This is a genomic window from Micromonospora sp. NPDC005220 (assembly GCF_040607895.1).
GTDB lineage: Bacteria > Actinomycetota > Actinomycetes > Mycobacteriales > Micromonosporaceae > Micromonospora.
The window spans coordinates 1-18,432 of record NZ_JBEXHP010000058.1; the positions used below are offsets into that span (position 1 = coordinate 1).

Annotated in this window: 17 protein-coding genes; 9 read left to right on the forward strand and 8 right to left on the reverse strand. The window is 70.1% G+C overall.

Annotated elements, in window-relative coordinates:
* Positions 1-61 precede the first annotated feature (61 nt).
* Both ABZU52_RS20710 and ABZU52_RS20715 read right to left on the reverse strand, forming a co-directional pair.
* Complete coding sequence (locus tag ABZU52_RS20710) at positions 62-1,012, reverse strand: malate dehydrogenase (protein ID WP_354972628.1); 951 nt, start codon at positions 1,010-1,012, stop codon at positions 62-64.
* Between the two features lie 139 nt (positions 1,013-1,151).
* Positions 1,152-2,012 carry a bifunctional methylenetetrahydrofolate dehydrogenase/methenyltetrahydrofolate cyclohydrolase gene (locus ABZU52_RS20715; RefSeq protein WP_354972629.1) on the reverse strand — a complete coding sequence of 287 codons (861 nt, stop codon included), beginning with the start codon at positions 2,010-2,012 and terminating at the stop codon, positions 1,152-1,154.
* Positions 2,013-2,493: 481 nt separating this feature from the next.
* On the opposite strand from ABZU52_RS20715, the gene ABZU52_RS20720 reads away from it, so the two are divergent.
* From ABZU52_RS20720 to ABZU52_RS20740, 5 genes are all read left to right on the forward strand, one after another.
* The gene (locus tag ABZU52_RS20720) at positions 2,494-4,095 is read left to right on the forward strand and encodes an ABC transporter substrate-binding protein (RefSeq protein WP_354972630.1); all 1,602 of its coding nucleotides are present in this window, start codon (positions 2,494-2,496) and stop codon (positions 4,093-4,095) included.
* Between the two features lie 197 nt (positions 4,096-4,292).
* Complete coding sequence (locus tag ABZU52_RS20725; RefSeq protein WP_354972631.1) at positions 4,293-5,231, forward strand: ABC transporter permease; 939 nt, start codon at positions 4,293-4,295, stop codon at positions 5,229-5,231.
* Entirely contained in the window at positions 5,224-6,180 is a 957-nt protein-coding gene (locus tag ABZU52_RS20730) for an ABC transporter permease (RefSeq protein ID WP_354972632.1), read from the forward strand. The genes ABZU52_RS20725 and ABZU52_RS20730 overlap by 8 nt, the downstream gene beginning before the upstream one ends.
* Positions 6,181-6,245: 65 nt before the next feature.
* A complete protein-coding gene (locus ABZU52_RS20735) occupies positions 6,246-7,277 on the forward strand; it encodes an ABC transporter ATP-binding protein (RefSeq protein WP_354972633.1) in 1,032 nt (343 codons plus the stop codon).
* Complete coding sequence (locus ABZU52_RS20740) at positions 7,258-8,295, forward strand: dipeptide ABC transporter ATP-binding protein (RefSeq protein WP_354972634.1); 1,038 nt, start codon at positions 7,258-7,260, stop codon at positions 8,293-8,295. Before ABZU52_RS20735 ends, ABZU52_RS20740 begins: the two co-directional genes overlap by 20 nt.
* A 94-nt stretch (positions 8,296-8,389) precedes the next feature.
* Here the strand turns inward: ABZU52_RS20740 and purH are convergent, their stop codons facing one another.
* Together purH and purN are read right to left on the reverse strand one after the other, a co-directional pair.
* Positions 8,390-9,961 carry a bifunctional phosphoribosylaminoimidazolecarboxamide formyltransferase/IMP cyclohydrolase gene (gene purH / locus ABZU52_RS20745; RefSeq protein WP_354972635.1) on the reverse strand — a complete coding sequence of 524 codons (1,572 nt, stop codon included), beginning with the start codon at positions 9,959-9,961 and terminating at the stop codon, positions 8,390-8,392.
* Positions 9,958-10,578: a phosphoribosylglycinamide formyltransferase gene (gene purN, locus ABZU52_RS20750; RefSeq protein WP_354972636.1), complete on the reverse strand. Its 621-nt coding sequence runs from the start codon at positions 10,576-10,578 to the stop codon at positions 9,958-9,960. Before purN ends, purH begins: the two co-directional genes overlap by 4 nt.
* 289 nt (positions 10,579-10,867) lie before the next feature.
* On the opposite strand from purN, the gene ABZU52_RS20755 reads away from it, so the two are divergent.
* Entirely contained in the window at positions 10,868-11,422 is a 555-nt protein-coding gene (locus ABZU52_RS20755) for a DUF4190 domain-containing protein (RefSeq protein WP_354972637.1), read from the forward strand.
* A gap of 55 nt (positions 11,423-11,477) precedes the next feature.
* Here the strand turns inward: ABZU52_RS20755 and ABZU52_RS20760 are convergent, their stop codons facing one another.
* On the reverse strand, positions 11,478-12,767 hold the full coding sequence (locus tag ABZU52_RS20760; RefSeq protein WP_354972638.1) for a DUF6350 family protein: 1,290 nt from the start codon (positions 12,765-12,767) through the stop codon (positions 11,478-11,480).
* A gap of 199 nt (positions 12,768-12,966) precedes the next feature.
* On the opposite strand from ABZU52_RS20760, the gene ABZU52_RS20765 reads away from it, so the two are divergent.
* On the forward strand, positions 12,967-13,233 hold the full coding sequence (locus ABZU52_RS20765; RefSeq protein ID WP_354972639.1) for a DUF4190 domain-containing protein: 267 nt from the start codon (positions 12,967-12,969) through the stop codon (positions 13,231-13,233).
* A 73-nt stretch (positions 13,234-13,306) separates the two neighbouring features.
* On the opposite strand, the gene sucD is transcribed toward ABZU52_RS20765, so the two are convergent.
* The 3 genes from sucD to ABZU52_RS20780 form a co-directional block, all read right to left on the reverse strand.
* On the reverse strand, positions 13,307-14,194 hold the full coding sequence (gene sucD, locus ABZU52_RS20770) for a succinate--CoA ligase subunit alpha (protein WP_354972640.1): 888 nt from the start codon (positions 14,192-14,194) through the stop codon (positions 13,307-13,309).
* 2 nt (positions 14,195-14,196) lie between these two features.
* Complete coding sequence (gene sucC, locus ABZU52_RS20775) at positions 14,197-15,375, reverse strand: ADP-forming succinate--CoA ligase subunit beta (RefSeq protein ID WP_091406357.1); 1,179 nt, start codon at positions 15,373-15,375, stop codon at positions 14,197-14,199.
* A gap of 438 nt (positions 15,376-15,813) precedes the next feature.
* On the reverse strand, positions 15,814-16,218 hold the full coding sequence (locus ABZU52_RS20780; protein WP_354972641.1) for a cobalamin B12-binding domain-containing protein: 405 nt from the start codon (positions 16,216-16,218) through the stop codon (positions 15,814-15,816).
* 426 nt (positions 16,219-16,644) lie between these two features.
* Here ABZU52_RS20780 and ABZU52_RS20785 point away from each other — a divergent pair, with 426 nt between their 5' ends.
* Together ABZU52_RS20785 and ABZU52_RS20790 are read left to right on the forward strand one after the other, a co-directional pair.
* Entirely contained in the window at positions 16,645-17,352 is a 708-nt protein-coding gene (locus ABZU52_RS20785; protein WP_354972642.1) for a M23 family metallopeptidase, read from the forward strand.
* A gap of 273 nt (positions 17,353-17,625) precedes the next feature.
* Positions 17,626-18,396, forward strand: coding sequence for a M23 family metallopeptidase (locus tag ABZU52_RS20790; RefSeq protein WP_354972643.1), 771 nt, complete (start codon positions 17,626-17,628; stop codon positions 18,394-18,396).
* Positions 18,397-18,432: the final 36 nt, after the last annotated feature.

The following is an 18,432-nucleotide window of genomic DNA, read 5'->3' on the forward strand; positions in this document are numbered from 1 at the left end:
GGCGTCATGGCGCCCGCCGGCGGGGCCGCCCCCCCCTTCGGTGGTGCGGTGGTTCGGAGAACTACATGTTGGAGATGTCGCCCTGCTTGGCGCGGACGGCCTCGGCGGCCGCGAGGAGACTGGCAAGCTCGTCGGCGTCCAGGTCGGTCTCGACGATCCGCTTGACGCCCTCGGCGCCGATCTCGGCCTCGACACCCAGGTAGACACCGGAGATGCCGTACTCGCCGTCGACCCAGGCGCAGACCGGCATGACCTCGCCGGAGTCCTCCGCGACGGCCTTCGCCATCCGGGCCGCGGCGGCGGACGGGGCGTAGTAGGCCGAACCGGTCTTGAGCAGCGCGACCACCTCGGCGCCACCGTTGCGGGTCTTGACGACCAGCTCCTCGATCTGCTCGGCCGGCATCACGTCACGCAGCGGCGTGCCGTTGACGGTGCTCCTCGACGGCACCGGGACCATGGTGTCGCCGTGCGAGCCCAGGGTCAGCGTGCGTACCGAGGCCACCGGCACGGCCAGCGCCTCGGCGACGAAGTTGCTGAACCGGGCGGTGTCGAGCATGCCGGCCTGGCCGAGCACCCGGTTCTTCGGGAACTGGGTGGCGAGCTGGGCCAGCGCGGTCATCTCGTCGAGTGGGTTGGAGACCACGATGACGACGGCGTTCGGGGCGTACTTGGCGACGTTCTCAGCGACCTGACGGACGATCTTGGCGTTGGTCTCCAGCAGGTCCATCCGGCTCATGCCGGGCTTCCGCGGCAGACCAGCGGTGATCACGACGACGTCGGAGCCCTCGATGCCCTCGTAGCCCTCACCGTTGGGGCCGGTGGTCACGCCGACCACCTTGGTCTCGAAGCCCTCGATGGCCCGGGACTGGTTGAGGTCGAGCGCGAGGCCCGCGGGCTTGCCCTCCACGATGTCGGTGATCACAACGGTGTCGAAGACGTCGTACTCGGCCAGGCGCTGTGCGGTGGTGGAGCCGTAGAAGCCAGCCCCGACGACAGTGACCTTCTTACCCATGGTCGTCCCACTCCCTGATACCAGTCGGTTTTCCGGACCGTATCAGTCATCCTGGCACCGATCAGGCCAGGGGCGGCGGGCATCGCCAGGATGGGGCGAACGTCACCGCCGTCCGGGTCGGGCGCTGAAGAGCTACGGGTCAGCCGCGCTCGGCGCGCTCCACCACGTTGCTGAGCAGCATGGCCCGGGTCATCGGGCCCACGCCGCCGGGCATCGGGACCAGCGCGCCGGCCGTCTCGGCCACCTCCGGGTCCACGTCGCCGGTGTAGCGGCCCTTGCCGTCCGCGCCGATCACGCGGGTGATGCCGACATCCACCACCACCGCGCCGGGGTTGATCATGTCGGCGGTGAGCAGACCCGGTACGCCGGCCGCGACGATGACGATGTCGGCGGCACGGGTGTGCGAGGCGAGATCCAGGGTGCCGGTGTGGCAGAGGGTGACAGTGGCGTTCTCGCTGCGCCGGGTGAGCAGCAGGCCGAGCGGGCGGCCGACGGTGTTGCCGCGACCGACCACCGCGACGGTGGCACCGCGCAGCGCCACGTCGTGTCGGCGGAGCAGCTCGACGATGCCGCGTGGGGTGCACGGCAGCGGGCCGTCGTAGCCGAGCACGAGCCGACCCAGGTTGACCGGGTGCAGCCCGTCGGCGTCCTTGTCCGGGTCGATCAGTTCCAGCACCCGCTGGGTGTCGAGGTGGGCCGGCAGCGGCAACTGGACGATGTAGCCGTGGCACGCCGGGTCGGCGTTCAGCTCGGCCAGCACGTCGTCGACCTGCTGCTGGGTGGCGTCGGCCGGCAGTTCGCGGCGGATCGAGGCGATGCCCACCTCGGCGCAGTCGCGGTGCTTGCCGTTGACGTACGCCTGGCTGCCCGGGTCCGCCCCGACCAGGACAGTGCCGAGCCCCGGGGTGATGCCGCGTTCCGCGAGTGCCTTGACCCGTATGCGCAGCTCGTCCTTGATCTCCGCTGCGGTTGCCTTGCCGTCCAGAAGCGTCGCCGTCACGACCAGATCGTCTCACGGCCACCACCCGCGGTTCAGACGACCTCAGCTCGGGGAGTCCACCGACACCGCCGCCTGCCGGTACCGGCGGCTGGCGGGAGCTGAGCTCACCACTGACAGAGTCACCTTCTGTGACGTGTCGCTAGTCACCCTCGGTAACGATCTGTGGATTCGATCACGGCCGAACCAGACGGACCGGGCCGACACCACCAGAGACCGGACGCTCACCCCAGGAGACGTCAACCCGACCCAGGGGTGCTCAATCGGCTCGCCTGCCGTCCAAGTATTCGCAGGACACCGCCGATAAACCCGGTTTCGATTAGCAGATTCGCCCGCCCTCGGCAAGCGAGGCCACCCCAGACCGTTACCCATCCGCAACCGCGCCGTTGTCGAAGGGCCGCCGCCGACCTACCGTTACCGCTTGTTGCGCAGCGTAACCCAGCGTCGGGCCTGACTGCGCAGCGTGAGGAGATGAGGAGGCTCAATGCGAGTTCGTAGACTCGCTGCCTGGACCGCCCTCCCGCTCGCGGTGACGCTGGGCCTCGCGGCCTGCGGCAGCGGCGGAAGCGGTGGATCCGGCGGCAACGGCAGTTCGGCGGTCAGCATTCAGATCGCCGAGCCCCAGCACCTGGTTCCGACCAACACCACCGAGACGTCCGGGTCGCAGGTGCTCGCCGGCCTGTTCAGCCCGCTCGTCGACTACGACGCCCAGAACAAGCCGTACGAGGTCGCCGCAGAGTCGATCACCTCGTCCGACAACACGGTCTGGACGATCAAGCTCAAGGACGGCTACACCTTCCACAACGGTGAGAAGGTCACGTCCGATGACTACATCAACGCGTGGAACTACGGCGCCTACGCGCCCAACGGCCAGGGCGGCAGCTACTTCTTCGAGAAGATCGCCGGCTACCAGGACCTGCAGGGCGACAAGCCGAAGGCCAAGGAGATGTCCGGCCTGAAGAAGGTCGACGACCTGACCTTCCAGGTGACGCTCAGCGCTCCGTACATCGACTTCAAGACGATGCTCGGCTACAACGCGTTCTACCCGCTGCCGGACGCCGCCTTCTCGGCCCCGGGTGTGCTCAAGGACTCTTACGAGCAGGCACCGATCGGTCAGGGCCCGTTCAAGATGAAGGGCGCCTGGCAGCACGACAGCAAGATCGACGTCGAGCGGTACGACGCCTACCCGGGCGAGAAGCCCAAGGTGAAGGACGTCGAGTTCCGGGTCTACCAGCAGCTCACCGCGGCCTACGCGGACGTGCTGGGCGACAACCTGGACGTGCTCCCGACGATCCCGACCGAGAGCCTCGGCAGCGCGCCGACCGACCTGGGCGACCGCTACAAGACCAGCCCAATGTCGTCGTTCCAGTTCCTGGCCTTCCCGACGTTCGACAAGAACTTCAGCAACCCGGACGTGCGCAAGGCCATCTCGATGGCGATCGACCGTGACGAGATCACCAAGTCGGTCTTCAAGGGCTCGCAGCAGTCGGCGCGCTCCTTCGTCTCGCCGGTCCTGCCGGGCTACCGGGACAACACCGCGGGCAAGGCCGGCGAGTTCAACCCGACCGAGGCCAAGAAGCTCTACCAGGCCGCCGGCGGACCGTCGAAGATCGTCATCTCCTACAACGGCGACGGCGGTCACAAGGACTGGGTCGACGCGACAGCCAACCAGCTGAAGGCCAACCTGGGCGTGGACGTTGTCGGCTCGGCCGAGCCGAAGTTCGCCGACCTGCTCACCAAGGTCGAGAAGAAGCAGCCGGTGGGCATGTTCCGGCTGGGCTGGGTCATGGACTACCCGTCCATGGAGGACTACCTCGGCCCGCTGTACAGCACGAACGGCTCGTCGAACTACTACGGCTACAGCAACCCGGAGTTCGACAAGCTGGTCAAGGAGGGTTCCGCCGCCAAGACGCAGGACGAGGCGATCGCCAAGTACCAGCAGGCGGAGGACATCCTGGCCAAGGACATGCCGGTGATCCCGCTCCGCTTCGGCGAGAACGTGTTCGGCACCTCGTCCAAGGTCAAGAACGTGGAGATGGACCTGTTCCAGCGGGTCAACCTCATCAAGATCGAAGCAGCCAGCTGAGCTGACCATGGTGCGGGCCACCTGGGCGACGATGCCCGGGTGGCCCGGACCGCACCGCCGGGGCCGGGCCGCAGCAGCGGACCCGGCGTCGGTGGTGCCGGCTCCCCCGGGCCGGACGGCGCGTCTCGGATATTTCGGGTACGACCAGAGATGCCGTCCTGCGACCCTTTCGCACATTTCCGGAGAGACTGCTAAGCATGTTCCGCTACATCCTGCGGCGCCTACTGCAGATGGTCCTGGCGTTCTTCGGGACCACCCTGATCGTCTACGCGCTGACATTCGCCGGGCAGGGCGACCCGATCCAGGCGCTCGCCGGTGAGCGGCCGGTGACGCCAGCCCAACGGGCGTACCTGACCGAGAAGTACCACCTGGACGCCACGGGCGTCGGCGGCTTCTTCTACCGCTACTTCGACTACGTGAAGAACCTGCTCCAGGGCAACCTGGGCGAGTCGCTCACCGGTCGGAGCATCGGTGACATCCTCCAGCAGGCCTGGCCGGTCACCGTGCAGCTCGCGCTCATCGCGCTCGCTGTGGCGATCATCTTCGGGGTCACCGCAGGAGTGCTCGCCGGCATCCGCCGGGCCAGCATCTTCGACAACTCGACGCTGGTGCTGACCCTGCTGGTGCTGGGCATCCCGACCATCGTGCTGGCGCCGCTGGCGCAGTATCTCCTCGGCGTCAAGTGGCAGCTCTTCCCACCCACCGCCGGCTCCAACCCGACGTTCTACGCGCTCCTGCTGCCGGGCATCGTGCTCGGCTCGCTGTCGCTGGCCACCGCTCTGCGACTCACCCGAGCCTCGGTGGCGGAGAACCTGCGCGCGGACTACGTCCGGACCGCCCGTTCCAAGGGCCTGGTCAAGCGCCGCATCGTCGTCGTCCACGTGCTGCGCAACTCGCTGATCCCGGTGGTCACCTTCCTCGGTGTGGAACTGGGCAACCTGATGAGCGGCGCGATCATCACCGAGGGCGTCTTCAACATCCCCGGCGTGGGCTTCAACCTCTTCCGCGGCATCCGCACCGAGGACGGCCCCCTGGTGGTGGGCATCGTCAGCGTGCTGGTCGTGGTCTACCTGGTCTCGAACCTGGTGGTGGACGTCCTGTACGCCGTACTCGACCCGAGGATCCGCTATGAGTGATTTCGAAACCGTGGCGGCCACCGAGAACCAGGCCGCGCGACGTGGCCCCTCGGGTGAGCCGGGCACACCCAACCAGGTCGGTGCCCCGCAGAAGCCGCGCAGCCTGGCCGGGGACGCCTGGCGCGACCTGCGCCGCAACCCGATCTTCTGGATCTCGCTGGCGCTTGTCGTCCTCTTCACCCTGATGGCGCTGCTCCCCGGAGTGTTCACCGCCAACAACCCGAACGACTGCCTGCTCTCCCGGCAGCACGCCGGGCCGTCCGGCGGGGCCATCTTCGGGTACGACTTCCAGGGCTGCGACACGTACTCCCGGGCGGTCTACGGCACCCGGGCCTCGCTGCTGGTCGGCGCGCTCGCCGCGCTCGGCACCGGGATCATCGCGCTGGTGATCGGCATGCTGGCCGGTTACTTCGGGCGCTGGGTCGACGCGGTGCTCTCCCGGGTGATCGACGTGGTGCTCGGCATCCCGCTGCTGCTGGCCGCGATCGTGCTGCTCAAGCGGGTGTCCAGCGACAGCCAGTGGGCTCGGATCGGCGCTGTCGTCTTCGTGCTGGCCCTCCTCGGCTGGACCACCGCCGCCCGCGTGGTCCGGTCCTCGGTGATCACCGCGAAGGAGCAGGACTACGTCGCGGCGGCCCGGATGCTCGGCGCCGGCAACAGCCGGATCATGTGGCGGCACATCCTGCCGAACTCGCTGGCCCCGGCCATCGTCGTGCTGACCATCGCGCTCGGCTCGTTCATCGCGGCCGAGGCGACGCTCTCCTTCCTGGGCATCGGCCTGAGGGCGCCCACCATCTCGTGGGGTCAGGACATCGACACCGGCCGGATCCACATGCGGGAGGCGGCCACCCCGTTGATCGTCCCGTCGACCTTCCTGGCGCTGACCGTGCTGGCGTTCATCATGCTCGGCGACGCGATCCGTGACGCCTTCGACCCGAAGCTGCGGTGACTCATGCGAGCGCGAGGAGTGAGCGAAGCGAGCCCCGCAGTCGCGAGCGAAAGGCAGGCACAGCTATGACCATTCCACCCACGCCCGCCTCCGCCACACCCGAGGGCGGTCACCTGCTGGAGTTGCGGGACCTGCACGTCGAGTTCCGTACCAACGAGGGTGTCGCCCGGGTGATCAACGGCGTCTCCTACCACCTGGACGCCGGCGAGACCCTGGCCGTGCTCGGCGAATCCGGCTCCGGCAAGTCGGTCACCGCCCAGGCGATCATGGGCATCCTGGACACCCCGCCCGCGTTCGTCCGCTCCGGCCAGATCCTCTACCAGGGTCAGGACCTGCTCACCCAGTCCGAGGAGCAGCGCCGGCAGGTACGCGGCAAGGAGATCGCGATGATCTTCCAGGACGCGCTCTCCGCCCTCAACCCGGTCTTCCCGGTTGGCTGGCAGATCGGTGAGACGCTGCGCCAGCGCGCCGGCATGTCCCGGGCCGACGCTCGACGTCGTGCCGTCGAACTGATGGATCTGGTCAAGATCCCGGGTGCCGCCAAGCGGATCGGCGACTACCCGCACCAGTTCTCCGGCGGTATGCGGCAGCGCGTCATGATCGCCATGGCGTTGGCGCTGGATCCGAAGGTGCTGATCGCCGACGAGCCCACCACGGCACTCGACGTGACAGTGCAGGCCCAGATCATGGACCTGCTGGCCGACCTGCGCCGGGAACTCAACATGGCGATGATCCTGATCACCCACGACCTGGGTGTGGTCGCCGGCGTCGCCGACCGGATCGCGGTCATGTACGCCGGCCGGATCGTCGAGCACGCCGACGTCCGCTCGCTCTACAAGGCGCCCGCCCACCCGTACACCAAGGGGTTGTTGGAATCGATTCCGCGCCTGGACGTCCGCGGCCAGGAACTGTCGACGATCAAGGGGTTGCCGCCGAACCTGATGCGCATCCCGTCCGGCTGCCCGTTCCACCCCCGGTGCCCGTACGTCCAGCAGGTCTGCGTGGACGTGGTGCCGCACGACCTGGTCCTCGGCGACGGCCGGACCAGCGCTTGCCACTTCGCGCAGGAGGTTCGTGATGACAGCGTCGCCCGCTAACCCCACCAAGGTCCGCGGCGAGACCATCCTCTCCGTCGACAACCTGGTGAAGCACTTCCCGATCACTCAGGGCGTGCTCTTCCAGCGGCAGATCGGGGCGGTGAAGGCCGTCGACGGGGTGAGCTTCGAGCTGCGTCGGGGCGAGACGCTCGGCGTGGTCGGCGAGTCCGGCTGCGGCAAGTCCACCCTGGCCCGGCTGCTGATGCGGTTGGAGACGCCCACCTCCGGACGCGCCACCCTGGAGGGCAGGGACCTGTTCAAGGCTTCCGGGGGCGAGCTGCGCCGGCTGCGCCGCAACATGCAGATGGTGATGCAGGACCCGTACACCTCGCTGAACCCGCGGATGACCGTCGGCGACATCATCGGTGAGCCGTTCGAGATCCACCCGGATGCCGCGCCGAAGGGCAGCAAGGCCAAGCGGGTCCAGGAACTGTTGGACCTGGTCGGGCTCAACCCGGAGCACATCAACAGGTACCCGCACCAGTTCTCCGGCGGTCAGCGCCAGCGCATCGGCATCGCCCGCGCCCTCGCGCTGCGCCCCGAGGTGATCGTCTGCGACGAGCCGGTGTCGGCGCTGGACGTCTCCATCCAGGCCCAGGTGATCAACCTGCTCAAGCGGTTGCAGGGCGAGCTGGGGCTCTCGTACATCTTCATCGCGCACGACCTGTCCGTGGTGCGGCACATCGCCGACCGCGTGGCGGTGATGTACCTCGGCCGGATCGTCGAGATCGGCACCGAGGACGAGATCTACGAGCGGGCCACCCACCCGTACACCCAGGCGCTGCTCTCCGCCGTGCCGGTGCCGGACCCGGAGGCCCGCGACCAGCGCAACATGATCCGGCTGGTCGGCGACGTGCCCAGCCCGGCCGACCCGCCGAGCGGGTGCCACTTCCGGACCCGCTGCTGGAAGGCCCAGGACATCTGCGCGGTCGAGGACCCCGCAACGGTCCCCCGCGCTGCGGACCCGCACCCCTCCGCCTGCCACTTCGCCGAGCTACGCCCCACCACCCCGGCCTGACCGCACCGGCCTGGGCCGTTGATCATGAAGTTATTGCCCTGCACGTCGGCGTGTCAGGGCAATAACTTCATGATCGACGCGGTGCAGGCGGGGGTCAGTGGAAGAAGTGGCGGGTTCCCGTTAGGTACATCGTTACGTTTGCCTTTTTGGCGGCTTCGATTACCTCTTCGTCGCGGATGGAGCCGCCGGGCTGGACGATGGCGCGGACGCCCGCGTCGATGAGGATCTGCGGGCCGTCGGCGAACGGGAAGAACGCGTCCGAGGCGGCGACCGAGCCGCGGGCCCGGTCGGCACCGGCGCGGGCGACCGCGAGCTGCGCCGAGTCGACCCGGTTGACCTGACCCATGCCGACGCCGACGGTGGCGCCGTCCTTGGCGAGCAGGATCGCGTTGCTCTTCACCGCGCGGACCGCCCGCCAGGCGAACGCGAGGTCGCGCAGCAGCTCCTCGTCGGCGGCCTCGCCGGTCACCAACTGCCAGTTGGCCGGGTCGTCGCCGGGGGCGTTCACCCGGTCGGCGACCTGGGCCAGCACGCCCCCGGTCACCTGCCGCAACTCCACCAGCGCCGGCGTCCAGGCCGGTGCCCGCAACAGCCGGATGTTCTTCTTGCCCTGCAACACCTCGACCGCGTCCTCGTCGAAGCCGGGGGCGACCACCACCTCGGTGAAGATCTCGGCGACCTGCCGGGCCAGCTCGACCGAGACCGGCCGGTTGACCGCGATGACGCCGCCGAACGCCGACACCGGGTCACAGGCGTGCGCCAGGCGGTGCGCCTCGGCGACGTCCGCGCCGACCGCGATGCCGCACGGGTTGGCGTGCTTGATGATCGCCACCGCCGGCTGGTCGGCGAAGTCGTTCGCGGCCCGCCAGGCGGCGTCGGCGTCGACGTAGTTGTTGTACGACATCTCCTTGCCGTGCAGCTGCTCGGCCTGGGCCAGCCCCGCCGGGGCGTCCGGGTCGGTGTAGAGCGCGGCGGGCTGGTGCGGGTTCTCGCCGTAGCGCAGCGCGGTCGACTTGCGCAGCGCCAGCCCCGCGAACTGCGGCCACGAGTCGTCGGCGAGTGCCAGCTCCCGGGCGCACCACTGGGCCACCGCGACGTCGTACTCGGCGATGTCGGCGAACGCGCGAGCGGCCAGCGCGCGACGCTGGGCCAGTGTGAAGCCACCCTCGCTGAGCGCGCCGATCAGCGCCGGGTAACCGGCCGGGTCGGTGAGTACGGCGACCGAGGCGTGGTTCTTGGCGGCGGCCCGCACCATGGCCGGGCCACCGATGTCGATCTGCTCCACGCACTCCTCGACGCCGGCGCCGGAGGCGACTGTCGCCTGGAAGGGGTAGAGGTTGGAGACCAGCAGGTCGAACGCCGCCACACCCAGCTCGTCGAGCTGCGCGACGTGCGTGTCCTTCCGCAGGTCCGCGAGGAGACCCGCGTGCACCTTCGGGTGCAGGGTCTTCACCCGGCCGTCGAGCACCTCGGGGAACCCGGTCACCGTCTCCACAGGCGTCACCGGCACCCCGGCGGCGGCGATGGTGCCCGCCGTGCTGCCGGTGGAAACGATCTCCACGCCGGCCGCGTGCAGGGCCTGAGCCAGCTCGACCAGCCCGGTCTTGTCGTAGACGCTGACCAGCGCCCGCCTGATCGGGCGACGTCCGTCCTGAGTGGGACTCACGGAACCGTGACCTTCCTTCCGGTGATGGTCCAGCCTTCGCGGACCAGGCGACCGACCTGCTCGACGAGCTGGCGCCGCTCGGCTTCCTTGATGCGCTCGGTGAGCGTGTCCACGTCGTCGTCGTCCAGCACCGGCACCGCGACCTGCGCGACGATCGGCCCGGTGTCCATGCCGGCGTCGACGAAGAAGAGGGTGGCTCCGGTGAGCTTCACGCCGTAGGCGAGGGCGTCACGCGGGCCGTGGATGCCGGGGAACGCCGGCAGCAGCGTGTTGTGGGTGTTCAGGTAGCGGTCGCCGAAGGCGGCGAGGAAGTGCGGACCGACCAGCTTGAGGAAACCGGCGGAGATGACCAGGTCGGGTTGGTGCTTCGCGACGTGCGCGGCGAGCGCGCGGTCCCACGCCTCCCGGGTGCCGTGGTCGCGGACCCGCTCGACGAAGGTCGGCACCCCGGCCGCTTCGGCCCGGTCCAGGCCCGCGATGCCGTCGCGGTCCGCGCCGACCGCGACGACCTGCGCGCCGTACACGGGGTCGGCGGCGGCATCCAGCAACGACTGAAGGTTGCTCCCGGAGCCGGAGATGAGGACGACGATGCGGGCGACACGCGCGGGCTCGGTCACCGGGCCACCCTATCGGGCAGGTCAGGGACGCCCTTCGGCTGGGCGGCGCGCCGATCATCGACGGTGCCGACGTGCGTCGACCCGGTACGCTGCCGCTCGCTCGGTCCGAACGCCGCACCGGCCCACACGCCGCCCTGATCCGGCAGACGAAGCGGCCAACAAGGGCGCATTTGCCCGCTTCGGGAGGCATGTCGTCCTGTTGCTGTACTGGGCATTGGGAGGACTGACCGCGATCATGGATGGAAACAAAGAGCACCAACTGACGGAACCAGTCCAAGGAGCTTCTCGAATGCAGCCCGGTAACCCCGGTCAGGACCCGTACGGCCAGCAGCCCAACCAGGACCCGACCGCCCCCCAGCCGCCGCAGGCCCCGTACGGTCAGCAGCCCACCTCCGGCCAGCCGTACGGTCAGCAGCCGCACGACCCGTACGCCGCGCCGCAGGCCCCGTACGGTCAGCAGCCCAGCTCGGGGCAGCCGTACGGGCAGCAGCCGCCGTACCAGGACCCGTACGCCCAGCAGCAGCCCCCGTACGGCGCCGGCCCGACCTACCCGAACGCCGGGTACCCGCAGGCGCAGGGGCAGAACAACACCCTCGGCCTGGTGTCGATGATCCTCGGTATCGCGTCGATCCCGCTGGTCTGCTGCCTGTACCTGGGCATCCCGGTCGGCATCGCCGGCATCGTGACCGGCTATCTCGCCAAGCAGAAGGTGGCCCAGGGTCAGGCCAACAACGCCGGCCAGGCCAAGGCCGGTCTGATCTGCGGTGCGGTCGGCGTCGGGCTGGGCATCATCTCGGTCATCCTGAGCGTCGCGCTGAATGTCGGCCTGCCGACCCAGCCCTGACGACTCGAGCAGCTACGGGGCGTTCCGGATTCCGTCCGGGGCGCCCCGCGCTCGTCTACTGCGCGGGCCCGCGGGTCAGCGCCCGGGTGGCCGCGGCGCCGAGCAGCGCGCCGACCGCGATGACACCGGCCGCCACCACCGCGACCTGCCAACCCACCGGCCCGACCTGGGCCAGTCGACCGGCGCCGAGCGGCCCACCGGAGACCGCAGCGGCCGCACCGAGCACCAAGCCGGCCACCGGCCCGGCCAGTGCTGCCGGCGCCAGCAACTCGGCCCAGCGCTGCGCGGCCCGCTCCGGCCCGGCGAGTCGAGCCAGCCGACGGGCCAGCAGCCAGCCGGCGACCATCCCGGCCAGCACCGGCACCGCGAGCAGCAGGGCGCCGAAGCCGTCCACCGGGCCGCGCGGCAGGCCAGCGAGCAGCGGCACGGCCGGCAGCGCGCCGACCGACACCTCGCTGGTGCGGACCGCGGTGTCGGTCCCGACCGCGAAGCCCGGCCCGAGCAGGTAACTCGTCGACCAGACCGCCGCGTTGGGCGCGTACGCGACGCTGACCAGGGTGACGCCGGCCTGCCCGGCGACCCCGGTCCGGTACGCCCCGATCATGTCGGCCGCGTCCCCGCCGCCGGTGGCCACCGCCAGGCCGGCCGCGCCCGCGCCCGCGCCGAGCAGCAGCAGCCCGGCCACCAGACCGGTGCGAACGCCGTCGCGTACCGGGCCCGGCATCCGGGCGACGAGCAGCCGGGTCACGGCGGTGATCCGGACCGCGCCGACCAGCGCGGCGAGGGTGCCGACCACCGCGAACGTGACGCCCGCCCGGATCAGGGAGACGTCCGGCCCGCCGATGCCGACCAGCACCGCCGTGAGTGCACCGAGCAGCGCGTACGCGATGCCGACCGCGCCCGCGGCGAGCAGCGCCCGGCGCGGTGAGCGGGTGTCGCGGGCACCGATCGCGCGGCTGACGTGCACCCCGGCGCGGGTCAGCCGCCAGAGCGCGAGCACGGTCAGCGCGAGCGGGGCGAGCCCGAGCGGACCGGACTCGGTGTGCAGTGGCACGCCGTGCCCGAGCAGCCAGCCGGCCAGCGCGGTGTGCAGGGTGCCGGTCACTGTGGTGGAGTCCGCGCCGAGCTGCACCAGGCCGAGCACAATGGCGACCGGCAGGTACGAGGTGAGGGCGGCCCAGCAGGCGGCCACCCCGGCGGCGACGGGCAACGGCGCACGCCCACGCGGCGACCCACCCGCGCGGGGCGCGGGCACCCGCCGGGCCGGTGCGGCACGGTCGACCGGCCGGTCGTCGGCGCTCACACCGCCGCGACGGCTGGGACGGTCAGGGGTGACGGGGGACATCCGCTCTACTCTGGCACGTCGCGCGGGCGGTGGCAGTCCGTTAACCCCTCCTGAGTACGGCGAGTTCACCGAACCGGCGTCCTGCCCACCCGCGCCGGTCTAGCCTCGGCGCAGAGGAGGCGCGGGTCGCCGCCACCCGGGCGGGCCCACCGGTCGCGGTCCGGGCCGGCCCGTGTCCATGACCGCTTGGAGGAAGTTTGTGACGACGCCATACCCGCCTCCCCCACCACCACCGGCCCGGGGACGCGACCGCACCACCCTCTGGGGCGTGCTGGGCATCGTGTTGGGGCTGATCTGCTGCGGCATCCTCGGCATCGTCTTCGGCTACCTGTCCATCCGCGACGCCAGGCGGTACGGCCAGTCGCCGGTGCTCGGTTACCTCGCCATCGTGTTCGGCGTGATCAACATCATCGGCGGGGCGATCCTTCGCGCGACCGGCAACTACCCGTTCTGGAACAACGGCTGACAAGCGCAGAGCGTGCGTACGCCGAAGGGGGTCGACCGCAACCGGTCGACCCCCTTCGTGTTGCCTGACCGGCTCAGCTGCCGGACATGATCTCCCGCATCAGCTTCGCGGTCTCGGTCGGCGTCTTGCCGACCTTGACGCCGACGGCCTCGAGTGCCGCCTGCTTCGCCTCGGCGGTACCGGCCGAGCCGGAGATGATCGCCCCGGCGTGACCCATGGTCTTGCCGGGCGGAGCGGTGAAGCCGGCGATGTAGCCGACCACCGGCTTGGTGACGTTGGCCTTGATGAACTCGGCGGCCCGCTCCTCGGCGTCGCCACCGATCTCACCGATCATCACGATGGCGTCGGTCTCCGGGTCGGCCTCGAACGCCGCGAGGGCGTCGATGTGGGTGGTCCCGATGATCGGGTCACCGCCGATGCCGACGCAGGTGGAGAAACCGATGTCCCGCAGCTCGTACATCATCTGGTAGGTCAGCGTGCCGCTCTTGCTGACCAGGCCGATCCGACCGGAGCCGGTGATGTCGGCCGGGATGATGCCGGCGTTGGACGCGCCCGGCGAGGCGATGCCCGGGCAGTTCGGCCCGATGATCCGGGTCCGCTCGCCCTGCGCCACGTTGTACGCCCAGAACGACGCGGTGTCGTGTACCGGGACGCCCTCGGTGATCACCACGGCCAGGCCGATCGCGGCGTCGATCGCCTCGACCACGGCGGCCTTGGTGAACTGCGGCGGCACGAAGATGACCGTGACGTCGGCCCCGGTCTCGGCCATCGCGTCCGCGACGGACGCGAAGACCGGCAGCTCGGTGCCGTCGAAGTCGACCTTCTGGCCCGCCTTGCGCGGGTTGACGCCGCCCACCACGTTGGTGCCGGCGGCCAGCATCCGCCGGGTGTGCTTGGAACCTTCGGAACCGGTCATCCCCTGGACGATGACCTTCGAGTCCTTGGTCAGCCAGATAGCCATGATCAGACCCCCGCAGCTGCCAGCTCGGCGGCCCGCTCGGCCGCACCGTCCATGGTGTCCACCCGCTGCACGAGCGGGTTGTTCGCGCTGTCCAGGATCGCCCGGCCAGCCTCGGCGTTGTTGCCGTCGAGACGGACGACGAGCGGCTTGGTGACCTGCTCGCCGCGCTGCTCCAGCAGGGCCAGCGCCTGGATGATGCCGTTGGCGACCTCGTCGCAGGCGGTGATGCCACCGAAGACGTTGACGAAGACGCTCTTCACGGCCGGGTCGGAGAGCACGATCTCCAGCCCGTTCGCCATCACCGCGGCGCTGGCGCCGCCGCCGATGTCGAGGAAGTTGGCCGGCTTGACGTTGCCGTGCCGCTCACCGGCGTACGCGACCACGTCGAGGGTCGACATGACCAGACCCGCGCCGTTGCCGATGATGCCGACCTCGCCGTCGAGCTTGACGTAGTTGAGGTCCTTGGCCTTGGCGGCCTGCTCCAGCGGGTCCACCGCGGCCTGGTCGACCAGGGCCTCGTGGTCCGGGTGCCGGAACGCCGCGTTCTCGTCCAGGCTGATCTTGGCGTCGAGCAGCAGCATCCGGCCGTCGCCGTTCTTGGCGAGCGGGTTGACCTCGACCAGGGTGGCGTCCTCGGCGACGAACGCCTGCCACAGGCCCACCGCGATCTCGACCACCTGGTCGGCGACCTCGGCCGGGAAGCCGGCAGCGGTCACGATCTCGCGGGCCTTGGCCTCGTCCACGCCCTTCACGGCGTCGATCGGGGCCTTCACGACCTTGTCGGGGGTCTCGGCGGCGACCTGCTCGATGTCCATGCCGCCGGCGACGCTGGCGATGCAGAGGAAGGTGCGGTTCGCCCGGTCGAGCAGGTAGGAGAAGTAGTACTCCTCGGCCACGTCCGCGGTCACGGTGATCATGACCTTGTGGACGGTGTGACCCTTGATGTCCATGCCGAGGATGTCGGTGGCCCGAGCCACCGCCTCATCCGGGCCCTCGGCCAGCTTGACGCCGCCGGCCTTACCTCGGCCGCCGACCTTTACCTGCGCCTTGACGACCACACGACCGCCGAGGCGTTCGGCGATCGCGCGGGCCTCTTCCGGGGTAGTGGCGACGCCGCCGGCCAGCACGGGCAAGCCGTGCCGCTCGAACAGGTCCCGCCCCTGGTACTCGTACAGGTCCACGATTGCGCGTCCCGTCCCGTCTCCGCGGCGCGCCGTCGCGCCGCCACCAGCGTTCAGAAAACAGTTTGACGCCTGTCATCAGTTGAAACAGGCCATTGGCCGCAGCCTAGCGAGGTCGGCACCACCGGCAACCGAGCGGGTGCGCGGTGTGCGGTAATGCACAACCGGACATCAGGTGTGGCCGGTTTCCGGCCACGACTCGGGTGGCATCCACCGTCCGGGCGATGTTGTCCGACCTGCGTAACCCCGCCGTGGGGGCGTCGTTGAGTCAGGTGTCGGACCGCTGCACAGCGCGATGACGGGAGACGGCCGATGCCCTGTCGGTCGAGGGGTGGCGGCGGGGCATCGTGCATAGAGGGGCCGGACGTGTGAGGGGTGCGTCCGGCCCCTCCCCCGTGCCCAAATCCTTTTTCGCCGCAGCAGACGCCGCGGCGGGCCTCAGGAAACCGGCTGGGCCACGTTCTGTCGGACCCACTCGACAATCGCCTGGGTGGTGGCGCCCGGCGTGAAGATCTTCGCGACGCCCAGCTTCTCCAACTCGGGAATGTCGCCGTTCGGAATGATGCCGCCGCCGAACACGACAATGTCGCGGGCGTCCCGCTCACCGAGCAGTTCCAGCACCCGGCGGAAGAGCGTCATGTGCGCGCCGGAGAGAACGGACAGGCCGACCGCGTCGGCGTCCTCCTGGATGGCGGTCTCCACGATCTGCTCGGGGGTCTGGTGCAGGCCGGTGTAGACGACCTCCATCCCGGCATCCCGCAGGGCGCGCGCGACGACCTTCGCGCCCCGGTCGTGGCCGTCCAGGCCGGGCTTGGCGACGACGACCCGAACACGAGAGCTCATCAGCGCACACCTTTCACCGGCTTGACCGCCTTCACTTTAACGAACGGTAACCCGGCGGACCCGGCCCGGGAAATCCGGGCTCGGTCACCGGCCGTCCACCGGCCCGCCGGACCGGCCGCCGACCAAGCATCCCGGCGCTGTCCGGAGTCAAGCCGGACGAGTCCGCCGGAACGGTCACGCTCGGCGACGAACGGGCAGCGACGGGGGCACCGTTCGGCGTCACGATGCATGACAATCATGGACGCAAACGGACAGATCGACACGCCAATTTTCCGCTCTAGCTTGTGACTCGCCTGGCGAATGGCTAACGTGTCCACGGTTGTCATCAGGTCCATGGACGGGTGACGACGCGGTCAGCGGACGTTCCACTGGAGCTCCAGGGGGCGCCCACCGGCCGCTTCGGAACCCCGACAACGGAGGGTGTGCGTGCGCCAGCGCCTGTCGTCTGAGCCCGATCGATATCGCGGTCGCCGCCGCGTGCCCACCCCACCCCGCAGCCGTTACGCCGCTGTCGTCACCACCGCGTTCGTGGGTGCCGGCATCGTGGCCCTCGGCGCGAGCGCCCTGCCGGACGCCAAGGACGTCAGCCCATCGGTCCTCGACGAGCTCAAGCAGGCGTCGGTCACCAGCCAGGACGCCGCGGCCCGTTCGGAGAACGCCGACCGCGCCTCCCGGGACAGCCGCAGCAAGGACAGCGCCGAGCCCGAGGTCTGGCTGCTGCCGCTGCAGGGCTACGACTTCAACTCCCCGTACGGGGTGCGCTGGGGCAAGATGCACACCGGCGTGGACCTGGTCGCCGCCGAGGGCACGCCCTACGTGGCGATCCACGACGGGTTGGTCACCAAGGCCGGCTGGTTCGGCGGGTACGGCAACGCGGTGATCGTCCAGCACGCCGACGGCAGCGAGGCCATCTACGGCCACTCCTCCGCGGTGAGCGTCAAGGAAGGTCAGCAGGTCAAGGCGGGCGACCAGCTCGGCCTCGTGGGCCAGACCGGCCACGCGTACGGCACCCACCTGCACCTGGAAATCCATGTCAAGGGGCAGCCGCAAGACCCGGTGCCGTTCCTCCAGGAGCGCGGAGTGGACATCAAGCTGCAAGTCGAGGCAATCTACAGCGAGGTAGCCGCCCGGTGACGGTGCGTAACGACCGTTGACCGCCCGGATCTGTCGATCCGGGCGGTTTTGCGTTGCCCGGTGTCGGCTGATGTATCCCGGGTCACAACGGCGATTGTGACGGACGCCACCCACCAACATGATCACTTCTCCGGACGTAGCGCCGCACAGCGGGTCATATCCGGGCAGGGAACCCACCGCCCGGCCCCGGCCCATCCGGTCCCCACGCCTGCCCCACCTCGGCCCGACACCAGTATTTCGAGGTCAAGTGCCCCTCGACTGTGAAGGTCCGCCGTGCAGGAAGACAGCCCCGTCCAGAACGAGAACACCCCGGACACCAGCCAGACCGCGCCGCCGCAGCGCGCCGGCCGGCGGAACCGCCTCATCGTCCTCGGGGCCGCCGCCCTGGTAGCCCTCGGCCTCGGTGGTGTCGCCGTCGCCACCAGCGGCACCGACCGCCCGGCACCCGCCGCCGTCTCCCTCGACGCCCAGTCCCGGGCGGACGCCGCGAGCCGGGCCGACCGCTCGGTCCGTGAGTCGAGCACCCCGGCCGCCCCCTCGCTCAGCCCGACGCCGAGTCCGTCTGCGGTCAGCGCCAGCCCGCCCCCCACCAGGACGGCGGTCGCGAAGGCCAAGCCGAAGCCGAAGAAGACCACCAAGCCCACACCCGCCTGGGTCGACCCGATGCCGGGAGCAGCCGTCACGTCCTGCTACGGGCAACGCTGGGGCACCCTGCACGCCGGTATCGACCTGGCGCTGCCCTCCGGCACGCCGATCCGCGCCGCGGCGGCCGGCACCGTGACCCAGGCCGGCGACGCCTCCGACGGGTACGGCAACTCCGTCTTCATCGACCACGGGAACGGATACCTGACCCACTACGCCCACCAGAGCCGGATCGCGGTGACGGTCGGCCAGAAGGTCAAGGCCGGCCAGGTCATCGGCTACGAGGGCGCCACCGGCGACGCCACCGGCCCGCACCTGCACTTCGAGGTGCACCAGGGCATGTGGAACCAGATCGACCCGGCCCCGTTCATGCGGGCGCGCGGCGTCGACCTGGGCTGCTGACCACCAGCCCCAACAACACGGAAAGAGTGGCCTCGG